Genomic DNA, 24415 nt, shown 5'->3' on the forward strand with positions numbered 1-24415 from the left:
CGACATGAACGCATTCCGCTGCAGCCATCTCCGGCAGCCGATCCGGAGCAAGAAATGATCCTTCTGGCCATTGACTGTGCCGCAAGCCTCTGTGCCGCCAGCGTCTACGATGTCGGCGCCGGCCGCGAGATTGGCCGTTCCGTGCGTGACCTTGGCAAGGGCCATGCCGAGCACCTTATGGCCGTCATCGACGAGGCTTTGGCGCAAGCCGGCAAGAACTACGCCGATCTCGGCCGTATCGCCGTTTCAACCGGTCCGGGTTCCTTCACCGGCGTTCGCGTGGCGGTGTCGGCGGCGCGCGGCTTCTCGCTGGCGCTGAAGATCCCGGCAGTTGGCGTGACGACGCTGGAAGCGCTGGCTGCCGAAGCGCGCGAGGCGCTCGGGCCGCGCCAGGTGCTTGCCGCGCTCGATGCCGGCCGCCAGGAAATCCATGCGGCTGTCTATGGCGAGGGCGGACAGGTGCTGCGCGAACCGGTGGTCCTGTCGCTTGACGAGGCTGCCTCCATTGCCGCCTCCGAAACGATGGCGCTTGCCGGCACGGCGGCGCAACTGATCGCCGAGGCGGCTGCCGTCGACAAGGCATTCCAATTCGGTCCCTTGCTGGCCACTGCCGACATCGGAACATATGCGCGCCTTGCCGCGGTCAAGCCGGCGGGCGAGCGGCCGAAGCCAGTCTATTTGAGAGCGCCCGACGCCAAGCCGCAGGCCGGTTTCGTGCTGCCCAGGGAAGTGAAATGAAACTGCCGTTCTGGCCGCTGAAACGCGACTATGCCCTCGAAACCCTGACTGTCGACGACAGTGCGGCAATCGCCCCACTGCACCGCGAGGATTTCGTGCGGCCCTGGTCGGGCGAGGAGTTTTCATCGCTCCTCGAGCAGGACACCGTGTTCGGCTTTGCGGTTCGCGAGATCGGCCATGGCGGTTCGGCACCCGCCGGTTTCGTGCTGGCCCGGCTGGCCGCTGGCGAGGCGGAGATCCTGACGATCGCAGTGTCGCGCAACCATCGCCGGCACGGCTTGGGCTGGCGGCTGATGGACGCGGTGCTGCGCGAACTGCACGCCCAACGTGCCGAGGCGCTGTTCCTCGAGGTCGACGAGACCAATGCGCCGGCGATCGGCCTTTATCGCAAGTTCGGCTTCCACGAGGTCGGCAAGCGCCCCAACTACTACCAGTCGGCGCAAGGCGCGACCGGCGCGCTTGTCATGCGGCTCGATCTTCGCTAGCCAGAAGCCCGGTTTGTCACAGGGTATCGAGCGCTAGATGATCGGAAAGATCCGTACGGGGCTCGCCCTTTCCTACATGGTTGCTGCATCGGCGGTGCTTGTGCCGCTGCAAGTCATCTCGATGAAGACCGGGTTGTGGCCCGAAACCGTGATTCTGAAGCTTTGGCATCGCGCCATGCTGCAGGCGCTTGGCATGCGCGTGCGCATCGTCGGCAAGATGGTTGAGACCAGGCCGTTGCTGATCGCCGCGAACCATGTCTCCTGGACCGATATCATGGCGCTCGGTTCCAGGGTGGACGTCACCTTCATCGCCAAGTCGGAGCTGAACGGCTGGCCGATCTTCGGCTTCCTGTCACGGCTGCAGCGCACCGTCTTCATCGAGCGCGAGCGCAAGCGCAAGTCGGGCGACCAGGCCAGCGAGATCGCCCAGCGCCTCGCGGCCGGCAACGCCATGGTGCTGTTTGCCGAAGGCAGCACCGGCGACGGCAACCTGTTGCTGCCCTTCAAGAGCACGTTGTTCGGCGCGGCCTCGATGGCGATTGCCGAAGGGGCGGCCGAGCATGTCGTCATCCAGCCCGTGTCGATTGCCTATACCCGCATCCATGGCCTGCCGATGGGCCGGCAGCACCGGTCGATCGCCAGCTGGATCGGCGACATGGACCTTGTGCCGCATGTCGGGCAACTGCTGGCCGAAGGCGGGCTCGACGTCGAGATACGCTTCGGCGAGCCGATCGACTTTTCCGCCAAGTCGAGCCGCAAGGAAGCGACGCGGCTGATGGAGGAGCGCGTCCGCGCAATGATGCTGGAGTCGCTCGGCCTGAAGGCGCCAGTGGAACAGGCCTAAGGTCTGTTTTTTGCCGCCGAAAGGCGCTAATAGGCGCCCCATGGAACTCGACGATATCTCCGAAATCATGCCGGCAGCATCCGCTGCCGCCGTCAACGGTGCTGCCAAGAAGGTCTTCATCAAGACCTATGGCTGCCAGATGAATGTTTACGACTCGCAGCGCATGAACGATGCGCTCGCCGCCGACGGCTATGCCGCGACCGAGACCATCGACGATGCCGACCTCGTATTGCTCAACACCTGTCACATCAGGGAGAAGGCTGCGGAGAAGGTCTATTCGGAGCTCGGCCGTCTGCGCCAGATGAAGGCCGAAAGGGCCGAGGCCGGGCGCGAGATGATCGTCGGCGTGACCGGTTGCGTCGCCCAGGCCGAGGGCCGCGAAATACTGCGCCGCGCCGCAGCCGTTGATCTGGTGGTCGGCCCGCAGACCTACCATCGCCTGCCCGATGTCGTGAGGCGGGCGCGCGGCGGCCAGAAGGTCGTCGAAACCGAATATTCGCTCGAGGACAAGTTCGAGCATCTGCCGCAGCCAAGGAAGTCGGAAGTCGCGAAGCGCGGCGTGACCGCCTTCCTGACCGTGCAGGAAGGCTGCGACAAATTCTGCACTTTCTGCGTGGTGCCCTACACGCGCGGCTCGGAAGTGTCGCGTTCGGTGGCCCAGATCGTCGCCGAGGCCGAGCGCCTCGCAGAGGCCGGCGTACGTGAGGTGACGCTGCTCGGCCAGAACGTCAACGCCTGGCATGGCGAGGGCTCCGACGGCAAGGAATGGGGCCTTGGCCGGCTGCTCTACCGTCTCGCGGAAATTCCAGGCATTGCCCGGCTGCGCTACACGACGAGCCATCCGCGCGACATGGACGACGAGCTGATCGCGGCCCATCGCGACCTGCGGGCCCTGATGCCTTACCTGCATCTGCCGGTACAATCGGGCTCCGACCGCATCCTCAAGGCGATGAATCGCCGGCACACGGCGGCCGACTATCTCAAGCTGATCGAGCGCATCCGCACGGCACGCCCCGACATTGCGATGTCGGGCGATTTCATCGTCGGTTTTCCGGGCGAGACGGATGCGGATTTCGAGGCTACGATGGAGATCGTGCGCGCCACCAATTACGCCTCGGCCTATACCTTCAAATATTCGCCGCGCCCGGGCACGCCCGGCGCCGATATGGACGGGCATGTCGATGAAAAGGTGAAGGATGCGCGGCTGCAGCGCCTGCAGGCGCTGATCACCCAGCAGCAGCATGCCTTTGCCGACAGCCTGGTCGGACAGACGATTTCGACACTGATCGAAAAGCCCGGCCGCGAACCCGGACAGATCGTCGGACGGTCACCTTGGCTCCAGCCTGTGATTGTTGATGAAAAGGCCGGCGAAATCGGTGACATTATCAATGTACGAATCACGAAGACGGGCACAAACAGCCTGTTCGCCGAAACGGCCTGATCGGCCGCACGGCAGATGAGGAGAGACGGTTGAGCGCTGCTGAACTCAAGAACCTGCCCTCCGGGGCGTCTGACATGGCGCACATCGTACTGACCTTCGACAACAACAAGCTTGCCAGTGCGCTTTACGGCCAGTTCGACGAGAACCTGGCCCGTCTGGAACAGAAACTCGGCGTCGACATCCGTTCGCGCGGCAACCAGTTGACCATCAAGGGCAGTGCGACCGCGGCCGAACAGGCGCGCCGGGCGCTCGATCATCTTTATGACATCCTGCAGAAAGGCGGCGAAGTGGCGCAATCCGACGTGGACGGGGCGGTGCGCATGGCGGTCGCTCCCGACGACCAACTGACGCTGCCGACGCTCGAGCGCAAGGGCAAGATGGCCGCCGCGCAGATTTCGACGCGCAAGCGCACGATCTATGCCCGCTCGCTCAACCAGGACGCCTATATGCGGGCGCTGGAGCGCGCCGAGCTTGTCTTCGGCATCGGTCCCGCCGGCACCGGCAAGACCTATCTCGCTGTGGCGCATGCCGCGATGCTGCTCGAACGCGGCATGGTCGAGCGCATCATCCTGTCGCGTCCGGCGGTGGAAGCAGGCGAACGCCTCGGCTTCCTGCCCGGCGACATGAAGGAGAAGGTCGATCCCTACCTGCGTCCGCTCTATGACGCGCTCTACGACATGATGCCCGCCGACAAGGTCGAGCGCGCCATCGCCGCCGAGGTCATCGAGATCGCGCCGCTGGCCTTCATGCGCGGCCGTACGCTGGCGCATGCGGCTGTCATCCTCGACGAGGCGCAGAACACGACCTCGATGCAGATGAAGATGTTCCTGACGCGTCTCGGCGAAAATTCGCGCATGATCGTCACCGGCGACCCGACCCAGATCGACCTGCCGCCCAACACCAAGTCCGGCCTTGTCGAGGCTCTGCGCATCCTGGACGGTGTGCCCGGTGCGGTAACGGTGCGCTTCAACGACACCGACGTGGTTCGCCATCCGCTCGTCGCCGAGATCGTCAGGGCCTATGACCGCGACGGCAAGATGGCGCGCGGCCTGCCCACCGAAGACTGATCGGACTACAAATGCCCAGTACCAATACGCCGGCGCCGGCCGGCGCCGAGCTTGACATCGACCTGATGCTCGAGGCCGGCGCCTGGCCGGACGAACAGGCGCTGCGGGTGCTCGTCGCGCGCGCCGTGCCGGTCGCACTTGCCGAAGCCGAGGTCGAGCCGGTGGAAGGCGTCGAGCTCAGCCTGGTGTTCACCGATGACGACAGCATCCAGAGCCTTAACGCCGAATGGCGCCAGAAGGACAAGCCGACCAACGTGCTGTCGTTTCCGGCGTTCCCGATGGCGCCGGGCGATCCGCTGCCGCCGATGCTCGGCGACATCGTGCTGGCCTATGAGACGGTGGCGAAAGAGGCCGAGCTTGAAGGCAAGCCGCTCGAAAACCATATCACCCACCTGATTATCCACGGACTCCTGCATCTTTTGGGGTATGATCACGAGACTGAAGACGAGGCCGAGGAAATGGAGGCGCTGGAACGCCAGGCGCTGGCCAGACTTGCCATTCCCGATCCCTACGCGTAACAGGGGTCAGCAATCGACCGGAAGACGATGAACGACAAAACAGAGACTGCCGCCACGCCCGACCCGGGAACCGCGGCAAAGGCCTCCGACCAGACCGAGGACGGACCTAGTACCAGTGCGCCGTTAACCGCGACGCACGACCCCCAGGCCGAGCGGCCGTCATTTATCGAACGGCTGACCAAGCTGTTTCGACACCGCAGCAACGGCACCAATATCCGTGAGGAAATCGTCGACGCGCTGGCCGAAACCGGCAGCGATGCCGACTCTTTCTCGCCCGGCGAACGCGCCATGCTCAACAACATCCTCAGGCTTCGCGAAGTGCGGGTCGAGGACGTCATGGTGCCGCGCGCCGACATCGAGGCGATCGAACTCAGCACCAAGCTTGGCGAAGTCCTGAGCGTGCTCGAGCAATCGGGCCATTCACGCATGCCGGTCTATGTCGAGACGCTCGACGATCCCAGAGGCATGGTCCACATCCGCGACATCCTCGCCCACATCACCCGCGGCGCCCGCGTCAAGAAAGGTCGCTCGCGCAAGGCCCATGCCGATGCGCAGATCGACCTGTCGCAGGTCGATCTCAACCGCAGCATCGGCGATCTCAACCTGATCCGCACGGTGCTGTTCGTGCCGCCGTCGATGCTGGCCTCCGACCTGATGGCGCGCATGCAGGCGACGCGCACCCAGATGGCGCTGGTCATCGACGAGTATGGCGGCACCGACGGGCTGGTTTCGCTGGAAGACATCGTCGAGATGGTTGTCGGCGACATCGAAGACGAGCACGACGACGACGAGCCGATGATCACCCAGGCCGGAGACGGCGTCTATGTCGTCGACGGCAAGGCCGAGATCGAGGAAGTCGCCAAGGTTCTCGGCGAAGAGTTCTCGCCCGGCGAACACAGCGAATATGTCGACACGATCGGTGGCATGATCTTCAACGCGCTCGGCAGGGTGCCGACGCGCGGCGAGGTCGTCCAGGCCATTCCGGGCTTCGAGTTCCATGTGCTCGACGCCGATCCACGCCGGGTCAAGCGGGTGCGCATCGTCCACAGCGTCAAGGGCGAGCGCCGCCGTCGTGCAAAGGCTGAGCAGGCGTGATGCCTGATTGCAGCGGCGCTGAATTTGGTGCCGCCGCGCGGTGCTGTTACAGCTACGATCCGTGATTCTGGGTTGGGGGACGCGGATGACGCGCCTGGCTGGGCGGATTATTCTCTTGTGGGGGTGGAAGCGGGCGCTGCTGGCCTTCGTGGCCGGCGCCATCGCGGTGCTGGGACAGGCACCGTACGACTTCTTCGCCGCCTGCTTCGTATCGTTCCCGATACTTGTCTGGCTGCTTGACGGCGCCGTCGCCGATGCGCCTGCCGGCTTCGTTCGCCGTCTTTGGCCCGCCTTCGCCACCGGCTGGTGGTTCGGCTTCGGCTATTTTCTCGCCGGGCTGTGGTGGATCGGCGGCGCCTTGCTCGTCGAAGCCGACAGCTATGCCTGGGCGCTGCCGTTCGCGGCCATTGGCATTCCGCTCATACTGTCGTTCTTCTACGGCTTCGCCGCAGTTGCAGCGCGGCTGTTGTGGAGCGATGGCATCGGCCGCATCCTTGCGCTGGCCTTCGCCTTCGGCCTGACCGAATGGCTGCGCACATTCCTGTTCACCGGCTTTCCGTGGAATCCGCTTGGCTTTGCCGCGATGCCGGTGCCGCTTTTGATGCAGAGCGTGTCCGTCGTCGGCGTCGCAGGCATGAACGTGCTGGCCGTGTTCGTCTTTTCGGTGCCGGCATTGCTCGCCGACCGGCGCAATCTCAAGCTTGGCCTGTCGCTCGCCGTGGCGCTGGCAGCCGCGCATGTCGGCTATGGCTATTGGCGCATCACGCGGCCGGTGGCCCCGACGGACAAGACCATCAATGTCCGCATTGTCCAGCCCAACATCGACCTCACCGAAAAATGGGACGGCCGGGTCCGGGACCGCGTCTTTGCCACTTTGCTTGACCTCTCGCGCGAAGCCCCGAAGGCTGGCGCCAGGAAACCCGACCTCATTCTGTGGCCCGAAACGTCGGTGCCGTTCCTGTTCAACGAGCGACCGGACGCGCTGGTGGCGATCGGAGACGCACTCGACGACGGCCAGCTCTTGATGGCCGGCGCAGTGCGCGAGGAGGGGGGAGCTACGGCCGGCGAGGACGTGCGCTACTACAACTCGGTCGTCAGCATCAGCGACAAGGGTGAAATCGTCGACGCCATCGACAAAGTTCATCTCGTGCCCTTTGGCGAGTACATACCCTTCGCCGACTTGATGGCGCGCATCGGATTGACCCAGCTGGTTGCCGGTCCGATGAATTTTGCCGCTGCTGCAAGCCGTCACCCGCTTTCCTTGACAGGTGGAGTGAAAGCATCGGCTTTTATCTGCTATGAAATAATCTTTCCTCGCCTCACGGCAGTTGACGCAGCGTCAACTCAGATTATTGTGAACGTGACCAACGACGCGTGGTTTGGCGACACGCCGGGACCGTATCAGCATTTCCGGCAGTCGCAGATCCGGGCGGTGGAAAACGGGTTGCCGGTCCTGCGCGCGGCCAACACAGGGATTTCCGGCATTGTCGACCCATTTGGGCGAGTTGTGGATGCACTTGCGATGAACGTTCGCGGCATCATCGATTTGTCTGTTCCAGTGGCCGCTCCCACTGCCACGGCAGCGCCGTTTTGGCGCGTTAACGATTTCCTGATCATGTTCGTTTTTGCCGTTGCGGCAGGTGGCTTGAAGCTCAGACAGAGGCTTAGGGCGAATTGACACTGCGGTTGTTAGAAACTCATATGCTGCCGCGCGGCTATCGGTCGTGCCAAATGACGTTCCTGTCCGGACGTATAAATTGCCCTCAAATGGGCTGACTGCCCAAAATATAAAGCTGGAGTAATCCAGCGAGGAAAGACAGTGGAAAAAGAAAACAAAAAGAAACCAAATCCGACCGACGTACACGTCGGCGGAAGAATTCGCCTGCGACGCAATATGTTGGGAATGAGCCAGGAAAAGCTCGGAGAAAGCTTGGGCATCACTTTTCAGCAGATCCAAAAATACGAGAAAGGGACCAATCGGGTCGGTGCAAGCCGTCTTCAGGCTATCGCTTCGATCCTCAGCGTGCCGGTTGCATTCTTCTTCGAGGATGCCCCCGGAGCCGACGGAAGCGAGCACAAGGGTCTCGCCGAGGACTCGTCCACCAGTTTTGTGGTCGATTTTCTGTCGAGCGCCGAAGGCCTGCAACTCAACCGTGCCTTTGCCCGGATTTCGAACCCGAAGGTTCGGCGCAAGGTCATCGAGTTGGCCAAGGTTCTGGCCGACGACGAAGAGCAGTGAAGGAGCGTCGTGCGTCCTGATGGAGGCACAAGCGACATTCCTGATTTCTGAAACTGCGCATCATACTGTCCGGAAATCGGCTTCGATTTCCGGACAGATGCGCAATGCGCCGGCGTTACGCCAGCGCAACGCGCTTTCAATAACCGACCTGACGCGACGAAAGCCTGCTTGACGAGTTCCGGCAGGCTTCGCTAACACGTGTCGCGCCAATAGATCGGCATTGCGCTGATTTCTTTCCAAGAGGGGACATCCCGTGTCGCGGCAAAACTACCTTTTCACCTCCGAATCCGTATCCGAAGGCCACCCCGACAAGGTGTGCGATCGCATCTCCGACGAGATCGTGGATCTCGTCTATCGTGAAGCCAAGAAAACCGGCATGGACCCCTGGAAGGTTCGCGTTGCCTGCGAAACGCTGGCGACCACCAACCGCGTGGTCATCGCGGGTGAGGTTCGCGTGCCCGACACGCTGCTGAAGAAAGACAAGAACGGCCAGATCGTCATGGACGCCGCAGGGCATCCGGTCGTCAATCCGTCGAAGTTCAAGTCGGTGGCCCGCAAGGCTATCCGTGCCATCGGCTACGAGCAGGCCGGCTTCCACTGGAAGACCGCCAAGATCGACGTGCTGCTGCATGGCCAGTCGCCCGATATCGGCCAGGGCGTCGACAACGCCGCCGATCGCCAGGGCGAAGAGGGTGCGGGCGACCAGGGCATCATGTTCGGCTACGCCTGCCGTGAGACCCCCGATCTGATGCCGGCTCCGATCTACTACAGCCACAAGATTCTCGAATTGCTGGCGACCGCCCGCCACGAAAACAAGGGCGAGGCAGGTCAGCTCGGTCCCGACGCCAAGAGCCAGGTCACAGTCCGCTACCAGGACGGCAAGGCGCACGAAGTCACCCAGATCGTGTTGTCCACCCAGCATCTCGACGGCAGTTGGGATTCCGGCAAGGTCCGCAAGGTGGTCGAGCCCTACATCCGCGAGGCGCTCGGCGATCTCGAAATCGCCAACGACTGCAACTGGTACATCAATCCGACCGGCAAGTTCGTGATCGGCGGTCCCGACGGCGACGCCGGCCTGACCGGCCGCAAGATCATCGTAGACACCTACGGCGGCGCAGCCCCCCATGGCGGCGGCGCGTTCTCCGGCAAGGACACCACCAAGGTCGACCGTTCGGCAGCGTACGCCGCGCGCTACCTTGCCAAGAACGTGGTTGCCGCCAAGCTTGCCGACCGCTGCACCATTCAGCTGTCCTACGCCATCGGCGTCGCCCAGCCGCTGTCGGTCTATGTCGACCTGCACGGCACCGGCAAGGTCGACGAGGCTGTGCTGGAAACCGCGCTGCGCCAGGTCATGGACCTGTCCCCGTCGGGCATTCGCCGTCACCTCGACCTGAACAAGCCGATCTACGCCAAGACCTCGTCCTACGGCCATTTCGGTCGCAAGGCAGGCCGCGACGGTTCGTTCTCCTGGGAGAAGACCGACCTGGTGAAGGCGATCAAGGACGCCGTCGCCGACAAGGAAGCGGTCGCCGCCTGAGGCGACCGGAGTCTACATGGAACAGGAACCGCGTCGCAGCCGCATGAGCGAAGCCTTTTTCGGGCGGCGGCGCGGTAAACCCATCCGCCCGCAGCAGGCTGTTGCCCTGGAAACGGGACTGGCCCGCTGGGGCATCGATCTCGGCACGACGGCTCCCGCCGACCTGCGCTCCATGTTCGAAGCGCCTGTCGACAAGGTCCGGCTCGAGATCGGCTTCGGCGGTGGCGAGCACCTTCGCCACATCGCCGCAAACAACCCCGACGCCGGGTTCATCGGCGTCGAGCCCTTCGTCAACGGCATGGCCAAGATGACCATGGCACTCGACGACAAGCCGCTCGCCAACATTCGCCTCTACGACGAGGACGCCACCCAGTTGTTGGACTGGTTGCCCGAAGCCTCGCTCGACGGCATCGACCTGCTTTACCCCGACCCTTGGCGCAAGAAGAAGCACTGGAAGAGGCGGTTTGTCAGCCCGGTCAATCTCGACCGGTTCGCCCGCGTGCTGAAGAGCGGTGCGAAGTTCCGCTTTGCCTCCGATATCGACACCTATGTCAACTGGACGCTGCAGCATTGCGACGCGCATGGCGCTTTCGCGTGGCAGGCTGCCGACGCCGCCGACTGGCACACGCCCTATGAGGGCTGGACCCGCACGCGCTACGAGGCCAAGGCGATCCGCGAAAACCGGACGCCAGCCTATCTGACGTTCATCAGGGTGTAGCTTTTCCCGCTAAGGAAATCGGGCAGCGCCTCAGCCCTCGGCCCTGGCAAACGCCACTCGCACCCGCAGCCCACGCCCGCCGGCACCGGCGGACAACTCCATGCGGCCGCCGAACAGTGCCGCGATCTCCTCGACGATCGGCAGCCCAAGCCCGGCGCCTGGCTTGTCGCCCGACTTTCCGCGCACGAAGCGCTGGCGCACGCGTTCCATCTCGGACGCCGGGACGCCGGGGCCGGTGTCTTCGACTTCGAGCAGCACGTAGCTGCCGTGGTCGAGCACCTTGACCGTCGCTTCGACGCCCTCGCCGGCATAGGCGAGCACATTCTCGATCAGGTTGCGGATCATCTCGGACAGCAGCATCGGCTCGCCGCGCACATGCAGCGGCTGCTCGCCCTCGAAACCGAGGTCGATGCCGGCGGCGTGCGCCTGCGTGACGCGGTCGGCGGTCAGTTGCCGGGCGAGTTCGGTGAGGTCGATGGCGGCGAGGGCCTTCAGCCGGTCGGAGGCTGCTTCGTCGACCTTGGCGAGCAGCAAAAGCTGGGCGATCACGCGCTCGGCCTGGGCCACCGCCTCGTCGCCCAAGCGCGCCGCCTGGCGCGCTTCGTCGAGCGAGTGGGCGCGCGAGGCAAGCGCGAGCTGGGTGCGGATGATGGTCAGCGGCGTGCGCAGCTGGTGGCTGGCATTGCCGGTGAAATGGCGCATCGCGCCGAGCGCCGAACCCAGCCGGCCCATGAAGGAGTTGACCGTTTCGACCAGCCCGCGCACCTCCTTGGGCACCGATTGCTCGATCGGGTGCAGATCGTCGGGATTACGCTCGGCGATGGCGTCGCGCAGGCGGTAGAGCGGGCGCAGCGAGAAGGTGACGGCGAGCCAGACGATGGCCGCGGCAGCGCCGATCAGGATCGCCAGGCGCAGCGCCGAGCGCAGCAGGATCGTCTGCGCCAGCTGCGTGCGGGCAATCGTCGTCTCGGCGATGGTGACGACGAACGGTATCGAGGTCGCCCCGGTCGACGCCGCGCGCGACAGCGAGCTCAGCCGGATCGGTTCGCCGCGGAAGCTGGCGTCGGCGTAGCCGCTTTCTTCCAGTTCCAGGCCCCGTATGACGGGCAGGGTCTGATAGCCGGTGATGAACTCGCCGCCAGGCCCGTCGACGCGGTAGAAGACCCGGTCTTGCGCAGCCGATGTCAGCATTTCCAGCGCGACATAGGGGATGTCGACCTCGAGCGCGCCGTTTTCGGCCACCACCACCCGCTCGGCGATTGCCAATGCCGAACCCGCAAGCACGCGGTCGGAGACGGCGTTCGCCGTGTCGACGGCCTCGCGATAGGTATCGGCAAGCGCAATCAGGCCGAGGGTGACCAGCGGCACCAGGAGCCACAGCAGCAGCCGCCGGCGGAGCGAATAGGGTCTGGCGCGCGGCATCAGGGGCTGGGCAACTTTTCGAGATAGTAGCCAATACCGCGCGCCGTCCTGACCGTCAGGCCGTAGGCGGCGAGCCGCTTGCGCAGCCGGCTGACATATTGCTCGATGGCGTTGGCGCTGAGGTCTTCGTCGAAACCGGCGAGCGACTCGATGATCGCCTGCTTGGCGACCACCTTGCCGGCGCGCATGAACAGCGTTTCGAGCAGTGCCAGCTCGCGCGCCGGGATGTCGATGGCCGCGCCCCCCGACGAGAAACTGCGGGTGGTGAGGTCGAGCTGGACCTCGCCGAAGCTGACGGTGGCGGCTTTCAGGCCGGCGCGGCGGCGCAACAGCGTCCGCACCCTGGCTTCCAGCTCGCCGACGTCGAACGGCTTGACCATGTAGTCGTCGGCGCCGAGGTCGAGGCCCTTGACGCGCTCGTCGAGCGAGTGGCGCGCCGACAGGATCAGCACCGCGGCGTCGTGCTGGCGCCCGCGCATGGTGCGCAGCACGTCGAGCCCGTCCATCTCCGGCAGGTTGAGGTCGAGGATGACAAGATCGAATCGCTCGGTGGCCAGAACTGCCACCGCGGAAGCGCCGTCACCGACGACGTCGACGGCGTAGCCGCTGCCCTTGAGCACCGCCGCCAGCCCGCCAGCCAGCGCCGCGTTGTCCTCCACCACCAGAATGCGCACCTGCTTTTTCCCCTTTCAGTACCCGGGCAATCGCAGTTGAGATCACCCCCACCCCTAACCCCTCCCCACAGGGGGGAGGGGGAACCCTGCTGCATGGCCGCCAGGCACCAATCCCTGGCAGTCTTGGTGGCAGCGGCGCGAAGCCGTCCCCCTCCCCCTTGTGGGGAGGGGTTAGGGGTGGGGGTGCAGCGCCGCAAGGCAGTCATCTGCAACAGACCAGCACCAGCACCGTGCCGACGATGCCCATTCGCCGGGCAAAGGTCCAGCCCGGTGATCGCGCTTCGCCGTTGTGTCGTTCACCGCGCTGAGGCATGGTCCGGCGATCATGCGCCTTGCCATCCTCACCGCCCTTGTCTGCCTTTCAGCGCCCGCTTGGGCCGAGGTCACCGTGTTTCCCGCGCTCAACGGCGCTTCGGACGCCCGGACGCTCGTCGTTTATTCCTCGCTCGACGCACCCTTGGCCAAGCCGATGATCGAAGGTTTCCAGAAGGCCAATCCCGGTGTGGCGGTTCGCTACGAAGACCTCCAGACCGTTGATATCTATGATCGCGTCGTGGCCGAGACCGACGAGGGCAAGGGCACCGCCGACATCGCCTTTTCCTCGGCCATGGACCTTCAGGTCAAGCTTGCCAATGACGGCTATGCCCAGGAAAGCCGTCTGCCGCTTTCCGATATCTGGCCGCGCTGGGCCAACTGGCGCGACACCGCCTATGCGCTGACCTTCGAGCCGGCGGTGTTCGTCTACCACAAGCCGAGCTTCAAGGACGCGCCGCCGCCGGCGACGCGCGGCCAGCTCGTCGATTTCCTCAAGGCGAGGGGCGACGAGGTTTATGGCCGCATCGCCACCTACGACATCGAGCGCTCCGGCGTCGGCTTCATGTTCATGGCCCGCGACCAGGAGCAGTATCCGGACATCTGGTCGGTGATCCGCGCCATGGGGGCGGCGGGCGTCAAGCTCTACTCGACCAGCGGCGCGATCCTCGAGCGCATCGCCGATGGCCGCTTCGTGCTCGGCTACAACATCCTGGGCTCCTATGCCGCCGACTGGGCGGCGCGCAACCCCGACGTCGGCATCGTTTTGCCCAAGGACTATACGGTGGTGATGTCGCGCATCGGGCTGGTGCCCAAGGCGGCGCGTTCGCCCGATCTCGGCAGGCGCTATCTCGAATATTTCATGTCGGCGGAAGGCCAGACGGTGATGGCGCGCGAACTGCAGATCGCCGCCGTCAATCCCGAGGTGTCCGGCGAGAACACTGCCAACCGGATGCAGGAGGTGCTGGGCGGCCAGTTGCGCCCGGTTCCGGTCAGCCCCGGCCTGATGGTCTACCTCGACCAGGTCAAGCGTTCGCGCGTCATCGAGCGCTGGAACGAGGCGCTGCGCAGCCCCTGACGCCAGATGTTTCCAGGCTGTTGCATCGGTGTCAGTCTGATGTCAGGTTGCTGCGCTAGGGAGGTTTAGGCCCATCCGTTGGAGGCGGCGAGGCTCGGAAGGTTCGGGAGGACTTCGAACACGTTTCCGCTAAGGCAACCCGACGGCGAACCATCGCCGGGCAGAGGGGCCGGGAAACGTCGCCATGGCGACAGGCCCGAGGGCCAGCCAGTTCTTCCCCCTTGAAAGTTCCGGGACGCCGCCATTTGCGCGGGCTTCGAAACTGAAAAGCATATTGTCCCGCGCATGCGGGCAAGGGAGGAACAGCAATGAAGCAGTTCGTATTGGCATCCATTCTCGCGGGCGCTCTCGCCCTGCCGGCTTACGCGGCCGACTACAAGATCATGGCTCCCGCAGCTCCGGGCGGCGGCTGGGACCAGACGGCCCGTTCGATGCAGACCGCACTTCAGGACGAGAAGATTTCCGGCTCGGTCCAGGTCAACAACGTTCCGGGCGCCGGCGGCACCATCGGTCTCGCCCAGTTCGTCAACCAGGCCAATGGCGATCCCAGCCAGCTCATCGTCGGCGGCTACGTCATGGTCGGCGCGATCCTCACCAACGCATCGCCGGTCACGCTCGACCAGGTCACCCCGATCGCCCGCCTGACCGGCGAGTACGAAGCCCTCGTCGTTCCGGCCGCTTCCGACATCAAGGACATGGCCGGCCTCGTCGCCAAGCTGAAGGCTGACCCCGGCTCCGTGTCGTGGGGCGGCGGTTCGGCCGGCGGCACCGACCACATCACGGCTGGCCTGATCGCCAAGGCTGCCGGCGTCGACCCGACCAAGGTCAACTACATCGCCTATTCGGGCGGTGGCGAAGCCCTCGCAGCCATCCTTGGCAACCAGGTGACCGTCGGCATTTCCGGCTACGGCGAATTCGCCGAGCAGATCAAGGCCGGCACGCTGCGCATCATCGGCATTTCGTCGGATGCCAAGGTCGAAGGCATCGATGCCCCGACCTTCAAGGAAGGCGGCGTTGACGTTGCGATACAGAACTGGCGCATGGTCGCCGCGGCTCCCGGCATCACCGCCGAGCAGAAGGCCGCCGTGCTCGCCGACGTCGAAAAGATGGTGAACTCGGCGACCTGGCAGAAGACCCTGGCCGACAAAGGCTGGGCCAACACGTACCTCGCCGGCGACGACTTCGCAGCGCAGCTGAAGAAGGACACCGACTCCACCTCGGCTATCCTGAAAGACATCGGTCTGGTGAAATGAGCCTGGACAACCAGCAACAAGAGAAGCGCCGCCCCGATTGGGCGGCGCTTGCCATCGCCGCGGGTCTTGCCGTGGTGGCCGCGGTCATCGCCTGGAGCACCGCCAGTCATGGCGCCGGCGCCAACTATGCGCGCGTCGGCCCGACCACTTTCCCGTATGTGATTTCAGTGGCGTTCTTCGGCCTGTCCCTCTGGACGGCCATCGAGGCCTGGCGCGGTGATTTCCCCGAGCGGGAGAAACAGGAGATCAGCCCGATCCTGTGGATCGTCGGCGGTCTTGCCGCGCAGATGCTGCTGCTGAAAATTGCCGGCTTCTCGATCGCCACGGGTCTGCTCTTCGCCGCAACCGCACGCGCCTTCGGCCGTGGTCCGTTGTGGAAGACGATCCCCATCGGTATCGTGCTTTCGTTCGCCATCTGGATCGTTTTCGCCAAGGGACTGCAGCTCTCGCTGCCTGCCGGCCCGCTCGAACACCTGCTGTTCTGAGCGATTTACAAGGGAGCTCGGCTCTAGATGGATACCTTTGGTCTGCTGGCGCAGGGATTGCTCACGGCTCTCGAGCCGATGAACATGCTCTATGCGCTCATCGGCGTCACGCTCGGCACCGCTGTCGGCGTTCTTCCCGGCATCGGCCCGGCGCTTACCGTCGCCCTGCTGTTGCCCGTCACCTACAAGCTCGATCCGGCCGGATCGCTGATCATGTTCGCCGGAATCTACTATGGCGGCATGTATGGCGGCTCGACGACGTCGATCCTGCTCAACACACCCGGCGAAAGCGCCTCGATCGTCACCGCGCTGGAAGGCAACAAGATGGCCCGCGCCGGTCGTGGCGGCCCGGCGCTGGCGACAGCCGCCATCGGCTCGTTCGTTGCCGGCCTGATCGCCACCGTTGGCCTGGCCTTCATCGCGCCGACGGTCGTCAAGATGGCGCTGTCTTTCGGCCCGGCCGAATATTTCGCGCTGATGCTGCTCGCCTTCATGACCGTCTCGGCCGCCTTTGGCGACTCGACGCTGCGCGGCCTGACCGCGCTGTTCATCGGCCTGGCGCTCGGCCTGATCGGCATCGACCTGCAGACCGGCCAGGCACGCCTTGCCTTCGGCATCCCCGACCTGCTCGACGGCATCGAGGTGACAACGCTGGCAGTGGCGCTGTTCGCCGTCGGCGAAGCACTCTCCGTCGCGGCCAGCAAGGGCGGCGATTCGACGATCCAGGCGATCAAGGGCTCGGTCTGGATGACCCGCGAAGACTGGCGCCGCTCGTGGAAGCCGTGGCTTCGCGGCACCGCCGTCGGCTTCCCCATCGGTGCGATGCCGGCTGGCGGCGCCGAGATCGGCACGTTCCTGTCTTATTCGATGGAAAAGCATCTGGCGGAAAAGCCCGAGGAGTTCGGCAAGGGCGCGATCGAAGGCGTTGCCGGTCCGGAGGCGGCGAACAACGCATCTGCCGCCGGAACCCTCGTGCCGCTGCTGACGCTTGGCCTGCCGACCACGGCGACGGCTGCTATCATGCTGGCCGGCTTCCAGCAGTTCGGCCTGCAGCCCGGACCTCTGCTGTTTGCCACCAACCCGCAGCTCGTCTGGGGCCTGATCGCCTCGCTGCTCGTCGCCAACCTGATGCTTCTGGTGCTCAACCTGCCGCTGATCGGCGTCTGGGTTCGCCTCCTGACCATCCCGACGCCGTGGCTCTACGCCGGTATCCTGATGTTCGCGACGCTCGGCACCATCGGCGCCAACCCGTCGACCTTCGAGCTCGGCATGCTCCTGGCGTTCGGCCTGCTCGGCTACGGCCTGCGCCGTTTCGGCTATCCGATCGCGCCGGTCGTGGTCGGCCTGATCCTGGGGCCGATGGCGGAACAGCAATTGCGTCGCGCGCTGGCCATCAGCCAGGGCGACCCAATGATCCTGGTGCATTCGCCGATCGCGATTGTGCTGCTGCTGCTGGCGGCGACGGCGGTGCTTCTGCCGCTCTATCTGCGGGCTCGCGGGCGCGGCAAGGTGCTGGCGCAGCTCGGCGCCAGCGAGGACTGAGGTCGCGCGCCGCAGGGCGCCGGCCGTCAAAAAAGAAGCCGGGGTCTGGCGACAGACCCCGGCTTCTTTTTGCCCTTTCGGGCCGATATCAGGAGACAGAGCGACGGATCCAGAAGGAAACGCCGCTCCGGAGCGTCAGCCCGTGCATCGGTCGAGGATCGCTACCGAAACCTCGGCCGGTACCACGGCCTCGCTCACTACCCTGAGCGCTGAAACTTACGGACGGTTGATGCGGTCGAAATGACGCGGGTCGATGCCCAGCATGATCAGGTCCTGGTTGTGCGGACGATGCCCGCGCTCGACGGCTGCAGCCGCTGCAACGGCGCTGCCGAAGGTGCGAACCAGGTGGCCAATGCGTCCGAAGGGCTTGCGAGTGGTCATATCCATCTTCCTTCTTGCGTTGCACCATTATCGTTGTGCAATGCAGCAAATATAGGTGCGCCCGCGCGTTTCGCTAGGAGGGATGTCGCATGTTTGCCATGCGTCTGGTGCAAAGGTCGGTGAGGGCGCATCATGGCGGCCGGGGCGAGCGACCCAGGCGTCCGTTGCGCCCGCGCCCATCCGCCTTAGCGGTGCACGACCGGCCGCAGGGCTTGAAAGCCGGGCCACCTTCGGTTATATCAGCCACAAATTCTTGGTCGGTATGACGAAGAGTGGGTCCACCCGGTCCCGCTCTTTTTTGTTACCTGCCGGCCGTCTGGAGATTCTATGACCGAAAACGCAGCCGAACAAACAGGCGATGATCGCATCATCCGCGAGACAGGCATCGATGCCCGTATCGCGCTGATCATCCAGCCGGTGCTTCGTGCGATCGGCTTTCGTCTCGTCCGGGTCAGGCTGTCGGGCCAAAACGGCCTGACGCTTCAGATCATGGCCGAGCGCGAGGACGGCACCATGACCGTCGAGGATTGCGAAGAGGTGAGCCGCGCGGTTTCGCCCGCACTTGACGTCGATGATCCGATCGAAAAGGCGTATCATCTTGAAGTGTCGTCGCCCGGTATCGACCGGCCGCTGGTGCGCAAGTCGGATTTCACCAACTGGATCGGCCATCTCGTGAAGATGGAGACCTCGGTGATGGTTGCCGACCGCAAGCGCTTTCGTGGCAAGATCGCCGAAGCCGACGACGAAGGCATTCTGGTCCAGCGCGACCAGGCCGCCTATGGCGAGGAGCCGACGGTGCGCGTGCCCTTCGAGGCAATCGCCGACGCCCGGCTTATCCTTACCGACGACCTGATCCGCGATGCCCTGAGCAAGGACAACAGGGCCCGCAAGGACGCCAAGAAGCGTCACGGCGACGAAGCCGACGACGCGCATGAAGACGAAGAAACCGAAACGGAAGACTGACAGAGCCGTGCGGCTGGACAGGGTCCGGCTGGAAGCTCGGGGAGAAAGACAATGGTTGTAAGCGCCAACAGGCTCGAACTGCTGCAGATCGCCGACGCGGTCGCCCGCGAAAAGTCTATCGACAAGTCGATCGTCATCGCAGCGATGGCCGACGCCATCCAGAAGGCCGCGCGCTCGCGTTATGGTCAGGAGACCAACATCCGCGCCGACATCAACCCCAATACGGGTGAGATGAAGCTGCAGCGGCTGATGGAAGTCGTCGAAAAGGTCGACGACTACGCCACCCAGATCGCGCTGACCTCGGCGCGTGAGCGCAATCCCGACGCCCAGCTTGGCGACTTCATCGCCGAACAGCTGCCGCCGATGGATTTCGGCCGCATCGCCGCCCAGTCGGCCAAGCAGGTCATCGTCCAGAAGGTGCGCGAAGCCGAGCGCGACCGCCAGTATGACGAATACAAGGATCGCATCGGCGAGATCGTCAACGGCACGGTCAAGCGCGTCGAATACGGCAACGTCATCGTCGATCTCGGCCGTGGCGAGGCGATCATCCGTCGCGACGAACTGATCCCCCGCGAAAACTACAAGTACGGCGACCGCGTCCGCGCTTATGTCTATGACGTGCGCCGCGAGCAGCGCGGCCCGCAGATCTTCCTGTCGCGTACCCATCCGCAGTTCATGGCCAAGCTGTTCACCATGGAAGTGCCGGAAATCTACGACGGCATCATCGAGATCAAGTCGGTTGCCCGCGATCCCGGTTCGCGCGCCAAGATCGCCGTCATTTCGCGTGACAGCTCGATCGACCCGGTCGGCGCCTGCGTCGGCATGCGTGGTTCGCGCGTCCAGGCCGTCGTCGGCGAGCTCCAGGGCGAAAAGATCGACATCATTCCGTGGTCGCCTTCGGCCGCCTCGTTCATCGTCAACGCCCTGCAGCCGGCTGAAGTCGCCAAGGTCGTTCTCGACGAGGACGCGGAGCGCATCGAAGTCGTGGTTCCTGACGACCAGCTGTCGCTGGCCATCGGCCGCCGCGGCCAGAACGTGCGCCTGGCTTCGCAGCTGACCGGCTGGGATATCGACATCCTGACCGAGGCCGAGGAATCCGAGCGCCGCCAGAAGGAATTCGTCGAGCGTTCGACGCTGTTCATGGAATCGCTCGACGTCGACGAGATGGTCGGCCAGGTCCTGGCTTCGGAAGGCTTCACCTCGGTTGAGGAAGTGGCTTACGTCGATGCCGACGAAATCGCCTCCATCGACGGTTTCGACGAGGACACCGCGGCTGAAATCCAGACCCGCGCCCGCGAATATCTCGGCAAGATCGAAGCCGAGCACGACGACAAGCGCAAGGCGCTCGGCGTCCAGGACGAACTGCGCGAAATCCCCGGCATCACCACCGCCATGCTGGTGGCGCTCGGCGAGGACGGCGTGAAGACGGTCGAGGACTTCGCCGGCTATGCTGCCGACGACCTTGTTGGCTGGAAGGAACGCAAGGACGGCGAGACCAAGTTCTTCCCGGGCGTTCTGGCAGACTACGGCGTCTCGCGCGCCGACGCAGAACAGATGGTTGTCGCCGCCCGCCGCATGGCCGGCTGGATCTCCGAAGACGAAGTGGCTGAAGAAGAAGCCGCTGACGTCGCCGGTGAGTGACGTGGATCGGGCCGGAGATAGCTTTGGACGAGATGAACGATCGCACCTGCATCGTTACGCGCCAGGCCGGCGAAACGGATAATCTGATCCGTTTCGTCGTCGGCCCCGATTCGACTGTTTTTCCCGATCTGAAGAGAAAGTTGCCCGGCCGCGGTTGCTGGGTGACTGCTGACCGCCTACATGTCGACAAGGCTGCGGCCAAGGGCATGTTTGCTCGCGCCTTCAAGCAGCCCGTCAACGTGCCGCCCGATTTGGGTGCCATGGTCGATGCGCTTCTGGCGAAGTCGGCGCTCGGCTCGCTGGGCCTCGCCCGCAAGGCCGGATTGGTGGCGCTGGGCGCTGCCAAAGTCGATGCTACCGTGCGCTCCGGAAAAGCGCTGCTTGTACTTCATGCCTATGAGGGCGCCGAGGATGGCGTCCGCAAGATCACCCAGGCCCGCAAGGCGACAGTGCATATCGGCGGGCCTGCCACGCCTGCCTACAAACTTTTTTCGGAAGCCGAATTGGGTTTGGCATTGGGGGCAACAAATGTGATACATGCTGCCGTTCTCGCGGGAGACGCGGGCAAGGCGGTCGCAAAGCGCATGGTTGCGCTTGACCGATATCGGGGCGGTTCCCCGGATGATCTGGCAATGATTGCGGCGATTGCCGACGACGATGATGCCGCAGAGGATATGGAATGAGCGACACCAAATCGGGCGATGACAAGACGTTGAGCGTCACTCCGAAGAAGACCTTGACGCTGAAGCGCCCGGGAACGGAGCAGGGAACCGTGCGCCAGAACTTCTCGCACGGCCGCACCAAGGCGGTCGTCGTCGAGACGAAGAAGCGCAAGTTCTCCATGCCCGGCGACAAGCATGAGCCGGTCCATACGCCGGCTCCCGCTGCTGCGGCCGCAGCTCCGGCAGCAGCGGCTCCCGCTCCTGCGCCCGTTGCTCCGGCTCCGGTCCAGGCCGCAGCCCCGGTGGCGACGCCAAAGCCGCAGCCCGCAGCGCCAGTCGCAGCGTCCAGGCCTGCTCCCGCAGCTCCTGCCCCCGTGGTGCGCGAGACGCCGAGGCCCGCTCCGCAGCAGAACCGCTCCGGCATGGTGCTGAACGAATTGTCGCGTGGCGAAATGGAAGCGCGTCGTCGTGCGCTTGAAGGTTCGGTCGTTCGCGAACAGGAAGAGCGCGCCCGCGCCGTCGAGGATGCGCGTCGCCGCGCCGAGGAAGACGAACGCCGCCGCAAGGAACGTGAGGAGTCGGCGCGTCGCCAGGCCGAGGAAGAAGCTCGTCTGAAGACGGAAGCCGAATCCCGCCGCCGCGCCGAGGAAGAAGCACGCCGTCGTGCGCCTGCGGCCGTCCAGGCCAACGCTGCCGACGATGAAGAGGACGTGCGTCCGCGCGGCCGCACTGCTACCGGCGCTGCTACCGGCGCTGGCGCAGGTGCGAGCGCTGCCACGCCTGTCCGTCGCGTTGTCACGCCCGAGGTTGCCCGACCGGCCAAGACCAAGACCGAAGACGACCGTCGTCGCGGCAAGCTGACGCTTAACACCGCGCTGTCGTCCGTCGATGGCGACGCCCGCTCGCGCTCACTCTCGGCGATGCGTCGCCGGCAGGAGAAGTTCAAGCGCGCCATGCACAATGAGCCGCGCGAAAAGATCGTTCGCGAGGTTACGCTTCCCGAGACCATCACCATCCAGGAACTCGCTCAGCGTATGTCCGAGCGCGCCGTGGATGTCGTGAAGTTCTTCATGAAGCAGGGCCAGATGATGAAGCCGGGCGACGTCATCGACGCCGATACGGCTGAGCTGGTTGCCGGCGAATTCGGCCACACGGTCCGCCGTGTCGCCGAGTCCGACATCGAAGACGGCCTGTTCGACATTGCCGACCGCAACGAGGACCTTGTGTCCCGTCCGCCGGTCGTCACCATCATGGGCCACGTCGACCACGGCAAGACCTCGCTGCTCGACGCCATCCGCAACGCCAATGTCGTTTCGGGCGAAGCCGGCGGCATTACCCAGCACATCGGCGCCTACCAGGTCGAGAAGAATGGTCAGAAGATTACCTTCATCGACACCCCCGGCCACGCCGCCTTCACGGCGATGCGTGCTCGTGGCGCCCAGGCGACCGACATCGCGATCCTGGTGGTCGCGGCCGACGACAGCGTCATGCCGCAGACGATCGAGTCCATCAATCACGCCAAGGCGGCCGGTGTTCCGATCATCGTGGCGATCAACAAGATCGACAAGCCGTCGGCGGACGCCCAGAAGGTGCGCACCGAGCTGCTGCGCCACGAAGTCTTCGTGGAATCGATGGGCGGTGAAGTTCTCGACGTCGAGGTTTCGGCAAAGAACGGCACCAATCTCGACAAGCTGCTCGAGGCGATCCTGCTGCAGGCCGAAGTTCTCGACCTCAAGGCCAACCCCGACCGTACGGCCGAGGGCGTGGTCATCGAGGCCAAGCTCGACAAGGGTCGCGGTCCGGTTGCGACCGTGCTCGTCCAGACCGGTACGCTGCTGCCGGGCGACATTCTCGTCGCCGGCAACCAGTGGGGCCGCGTGCGTGCTCTGGTCGACGACCACGGCACGCACGTCGAGGAAGCTCCGCCCTCCATGCCGGTGGAAATCCTCGGCCTTCAGGGCACGCCGCAGGCTGGCGACCGCTTCGCTGTGGTCAACAACGAAGCCCGCGCCCGCGAAATCACCGAGTACCGCCAGCGGCTGGCGCGCGACAAGGCTGTCGCCAAGCACGCAACCCAGCGCGGCTCGCTCGAGCAGATGATGTCGCAGCTGCAGTCGTCGGGTCTCAAGGAGTTCCCGCTTATCATCAAGGGCGACGTGCAGGGTTCGGTCGAAGCGATCGTTACCGCGCTCGACAAGCTCGGTACCGACGAAGTGCGTGCGCGCATCGTTCATGCCGGCGCCGGCGCCATCACCGAGAGCGACGTCACGCTTGCCGAGACCTCGGGTGCGGCGATCATCGGTTTCAACGTCCGTGCCAATGCACAGGCGCGCCACGCCGCCGAACAGTCGGGCATCGAGATCCGCTACTACAACATCATCTACAGCCTCGTGGATGACGTTAAGGATGCGATGTCGGGCCTGCTGTCGCCGGAACGCCGCGAGACCTTCATCGGCAATGCCGAGATCCTCGAAGTGTTCAACATCACCAAGGTCGGCAAGGTCGCGGGTTGTCGCGTCACCGAAGGCAAGGTCGAACGTGGTGCGGGCGTCCGCCTTATCCGCGACAACGTGGTTATCCACGAAGGTACCCTCAAGACGCTCAAGCGCTTCAAGGACGAAGTCCCCGAAGTGCCGGTCGGCCAGGAATGTGGTATGGCCTTCCAGAACTACGAAGACATGCGCCAGGGCGACGTCATCGAGTGCTTCCGCGTGGAGATGGTGACCCGGAGGCTCTAAGATCGCTATGAAGGAAGAGGGTCGGCTCGAATATCGCTGCAGTCTCTCTCCTTCGGACGATCTGCTGGCGCGATCCAGCTTGCAGGCAGATAATCGTCGCCGCGCGTGGGGACGATTTTTCTGGCATGCTGTTTTTGGCTTGGCCGTTGTCTTGCTAGGCGGGGCTCTGGAGCGGCGAGGTTTGCCGTCAGGATTTGTTTGGCTCGTCGGGACATTGATCATCATTGTCGGGGTAAGTGCAAACATGACCGACATGCTGGCGCCGCCTGCAAAGGCGGAGCAGTTCCAGCCTGTGCCGGTCATGGTGGTGATCGATGAACATGGAGTGACCAACGCTGGGCCGCTTGCGCAGAGCCAGGTCAGTTGGAGTGCAGTTCAGGCGGTCGCGGTAACGGACTACGGAATTGGCTTCTGGGCCGGAGGCGGGGATTGGTACATTCCCCTCAGTGCCTTCGCATCGAAAGACCATATGAAACAAGAGTATGAGAAAATCTTGCAGATGAAAGAGAAGGCTTCGCAGGCTGTTGCCTACGCCGGCTCTAGTTGGGGTGAACCGCCATCCCAATCGGTTCACTGACAAGA

Annotated in this window: 23 protein-coding genes; 20 read left to right on the plus strand and 3 right to left on the minus strand. The window is 64.4% G+C overall.

Annotation, left to right across the window (positions count from 1 at the left end):
- Positions 1-54 precede the first annotated feature (54 nt).
- From tsaB to trmB, 11 genes are all read left to right on the plus strand, one after another.
- Positions 55-738: a tRNA (adenosine(37)-N6)-threonylcarbamoyltransferase complex dimerization subunit type 1 TsaB gene (tsaB, locus tag PCJ21_RS07815; RefSeq protein ID WP_269930832.1), complete on the plus strand. Its 684-nt coding sequence runs from the start codon at positions 55-57 to the stop codon at positions 736-738.
- Positions 735-1223, plus strand: a complete 489-nt coding sequence (locus PCJ21_RS07820) for a GNAT family N-acetyltransferase (RefSeq protein ID WP_269930833.1) — start codon at positions 735-737, stop codon at positions 1221-1223. Before tsaB ends, PCJ21_RS07820 begins: the two co-directional genes overlap by 4 nt.
- A gap of 37 nt (positions 1224-1260) precedes the next feature.
- On the plus strand, positions 1261-2067 hold the full coding sequence (locus PCJ21_RS07825) for a lysophospholipid acyltransferase family protein (RefSeq protein WP_269930834.1): 807 nt from the start codon (positions 1261-1263) through the stop codon (positions 2065-2067).
- A gap of 40 nt (positions 2068-2107) precedes the next feature.
- Positions 2108-3508 (plus strand): tRNA (N6-isopentenyl adenosine(37)-C2)-methylthiotransferase MiaB, encoded by a 1401-nt coding sequence (gene miaB, locus PCJ21_RS07830; protein ID WP_442865980.1) that lies wholly within the window; start codon positions 2108-2110, stop codon positions 3506-3508.
- Between the two features lie 74 nt (positions 3509-3582).
- Positions 3583-4575, plus strand: a complete 993-nt coding sequence (locus PCJ21_RS07835) for a PhoH family protein (protein ID WP_442865988.1) — start codon at positions 3583-3585, stop codon at positions 4573-4575.
- A gap of 11 nt (positions 4576-4586) precedes the next feature.
- Complete coding sequence (gene ybeY, locus PCJ21_RS07840; RefSeq protein ID WP_269930836.1) at positions 4587-5093, plus strand: rRNA maturation RNase YbeY; 507 nt, start codon at positions 4587-4589, stop codon at positions 5091-5093.
- Positions 5094-5120: 27 nt separating this feature from the next.
- A complete protein-coding gene (locus PCJ21_RS07845) occupies positions 5121-6188 on the plus strand; it encodes a hemolysin family protein (protein ID WP_269930837.1) in 1068 nt (355 codons plus the stop codon).
- An 85-nt stretch (positions 6189-6273) separates the two neighbouring features.
- Positions 6274-7866 (plus strand): apolipoprotein N-acyltransferase, encoded by a 1593-nt coding sequence (gene lnt / locus PCJ21_RS07850; protein WP_269930838.1) that lies wholly within the window; start codon positions 6274-6276, stop codon positions 7864-7866.
- Between the two features lie 141 nt (positions 7867-8007).
- The gene (locus PCJ21_RS07855) at positions 8008-8427 is read left to right on the plus strand and encodes a helix-turn-helix domain-containing protein (protein ID WP_269930839.1); all 420 of its coding nucleotides are present in this window, start codon (positions 8008-8010) and stop codon (positions 8425-8427) included.
- 253 nt (positions 8428-8680) lie between these two features.
- Positions 8681-9964: a methionine adenosyltransferase gene (metK, locus tag PCJ21_RS07860; protein ID WP_269930840.1), complete on the plus strand. Its 1284-nt coding sequence runs from the start codon at positions 8681-8683 to the stop codon at positions 9962-9964.
- Between the two features lie 16 nt (positions 9965-9980).
- Positions 9981-10682, plus strand: a complete 702-nt coding sequence (gene trmB / locus PCJ21_RS07865; protein ID WP_269930841.1) for a tRNA (guanine(46)-N(7))-methyltransferase TrmB — start codon at positions 9981-9983, stop codon at positions 10680-10682.
- 30 nt (positions 10683-10712) lie between these two features.
- Here trmB and PCJ21_RS07870 read toward each other — a convergent pair whose 3' ends face one another.
- Both PCJ21_RS07870 and PCJ21_RS07875 read right to left on the minus strand, forming a co-directional pair.
- Positions 10713-12104 (minus strand): sensor histidine kinase, encoded by a 1392-nt coding sequence (locus PCJ21_RS07870; protein WP_269930842.1) that lies wholly within the window; start codon positions 12102-12104, stop codon positions 10713-10715.
- Complete coding sequence (locus tag PCJ21_RS07875; protein ID WP_269930843.1) at positions 12104-12778, minus strand: response regulator; 675 nt, start codon at positions 12776-12778, stop codon at positions 12104-12106. The genes PCJ21_RS07870 and PCJ21_RS07875 overlap by 1 nt, the downstream gene beginning before the upstream one ends.
- 325 nt (positions 12779-13103) lie before the next feature.
- Between PCJ21_RS07875 and PCJ21_RS07880 the strand changes: the two genes are divergently transcribed.
- From PCJ21_RS07880 to PCJ21_RS07895, 4 genes are all read left to right on the plus strand, one after another.
- Complete coding sequence (locus tag PCJ21_RS07880) at positions 13104-14168, plus strand: ABC transporter substrate-binding protein (protein WP_269930844.1); 1065 nt, start codon at positions 13104-13106, stop codon at positions 14166-14168.
- Between the two features lie 308 nt (positions 14169-14476).
- Positions 14477-15421, plus strand: coding sequence for a Bug family tripartite tricarboxylate transporter substrate binding protein (locus PCJ21_RS07885; protein ID WP_269930845.1), 945 nt, complete (start codon positions 14477-14479; stop codon positions 15419-15421).
- Positions 15418-15906, plus strand: coding sequence for a tripartite tricarboxylate transporter TctB family protein (locus tag PCJ21_RS07890; RefSeq protein ID WP_269930846.1), 489 nt, complete (start codon positions 15418-15420; stop codon positions 15904-15906). The genes PCJ21_RS07885 and PCJ21_RS07890 overlap by 4 nt, the downstream gene beginning before the upstream one ends.
- Before the next feature lie 27 nt (positions 15907-15933).
- Entirely contained in the window at positions 15934-17448 is a 1515-nt protein-coding gene (locus PCJ21_RS07895; RefSeq protein ID WP_269930847.1) for a tripartite tricarboxylate transporter permease, read from the plus strand.
- Between the two features lie 216 nt (positions 17449-17664).
- Here PCJ21_RS07895 and PCJ21_RS07900 read toward each other — a convergent pair whose 3' ends face one another.
- Complete coding sequence (locus tag PCJ21_RS07900; RefSeq protein ID WP_269930848.1) at positions 17665-17829, minus strand: hypothetical protein; 165 nt, start codon at positions 17827-17829, stop codon at positions 17665-17667.
- Positions 17830-18156: 327 nt separating this feature from the next.
- On the opposite strand from PCJ21_RS07900, the gene rimP reads away from it, so the two are divergent.
- Genes rimP through PCJ21_RS07925 form a run of 5 tightly spaced genes read left to right on the plus strand, consistent with a single transcriptional unit; the run spans position 18157 to position 24410 of the window.
- On the plus strand, positions 18157-18792 hold the full coding sequence (gene rimP / locus PCJ21_RS07905; RefSeq protein ID WP_269930849.1) for a ribosome maturation factor RimP: 636 nt from the start codon (positions 18157-18159) through the stop codon (positions 18790-18792).
- A gap of 51 nt (positions 18793-18843) precedes the next feature.
- Positions 18844-20433, plus strand: a complete 1590-nt coding sequence (gene nusA, locus PCJ21_RS07910; RefSeq protein ID WP_269930850.1) for a transcription termination factor NusA — start codon at positions 18844-18846, stop codon at positions 20431-20433.
- A gap of 32 nt (positions 20434-20465) precedes the next feature.
- Complete coding sequence (locus tag PCJ21_RS07915) at positions 20466-21116, plus strand: RNA-binding protein (RefSeq protein WP_269931114.1); 651 nt, start codon at positions 20466-20468, stop codon at positions 21114-21116.
- The gene (gene infB / locus PCJ21_RS07920; RefSeq protein WP_269930851.1) at positions 21113-23833 is read left to right on the plus strand and encodes a translation initiation factor IF-2; all 2721 of its coding nucleotides are present in this window, start codon (positions 21113-21115) and stop codon (positions 23831-23833) included. The genes PCJ21_RS07915 and infB overlap by 4 nt, the downstream gene beginning before the upstream one ends.
- A 7-nt stretch (positions 23834-23840) precedes the next feature.
- Entirely contained in the window at positions 23841-24410 is a 570-nt protein-coding gene (locus PCJ21_RS07925) for a hypothetical protein (protein WP_269930852.1), read from the plus strand.
- Positions 24411-24415 lie beyond the last annotated feature (5 nt).

Source organism: Aminobacter sp. HY435, from assembly GCF_027568395.1.
GTDB lineage: Bacteria > Pseudomonadota > Alphaproteobacteria > Rhizobiales > Rhizobiaceae > Aminobacter.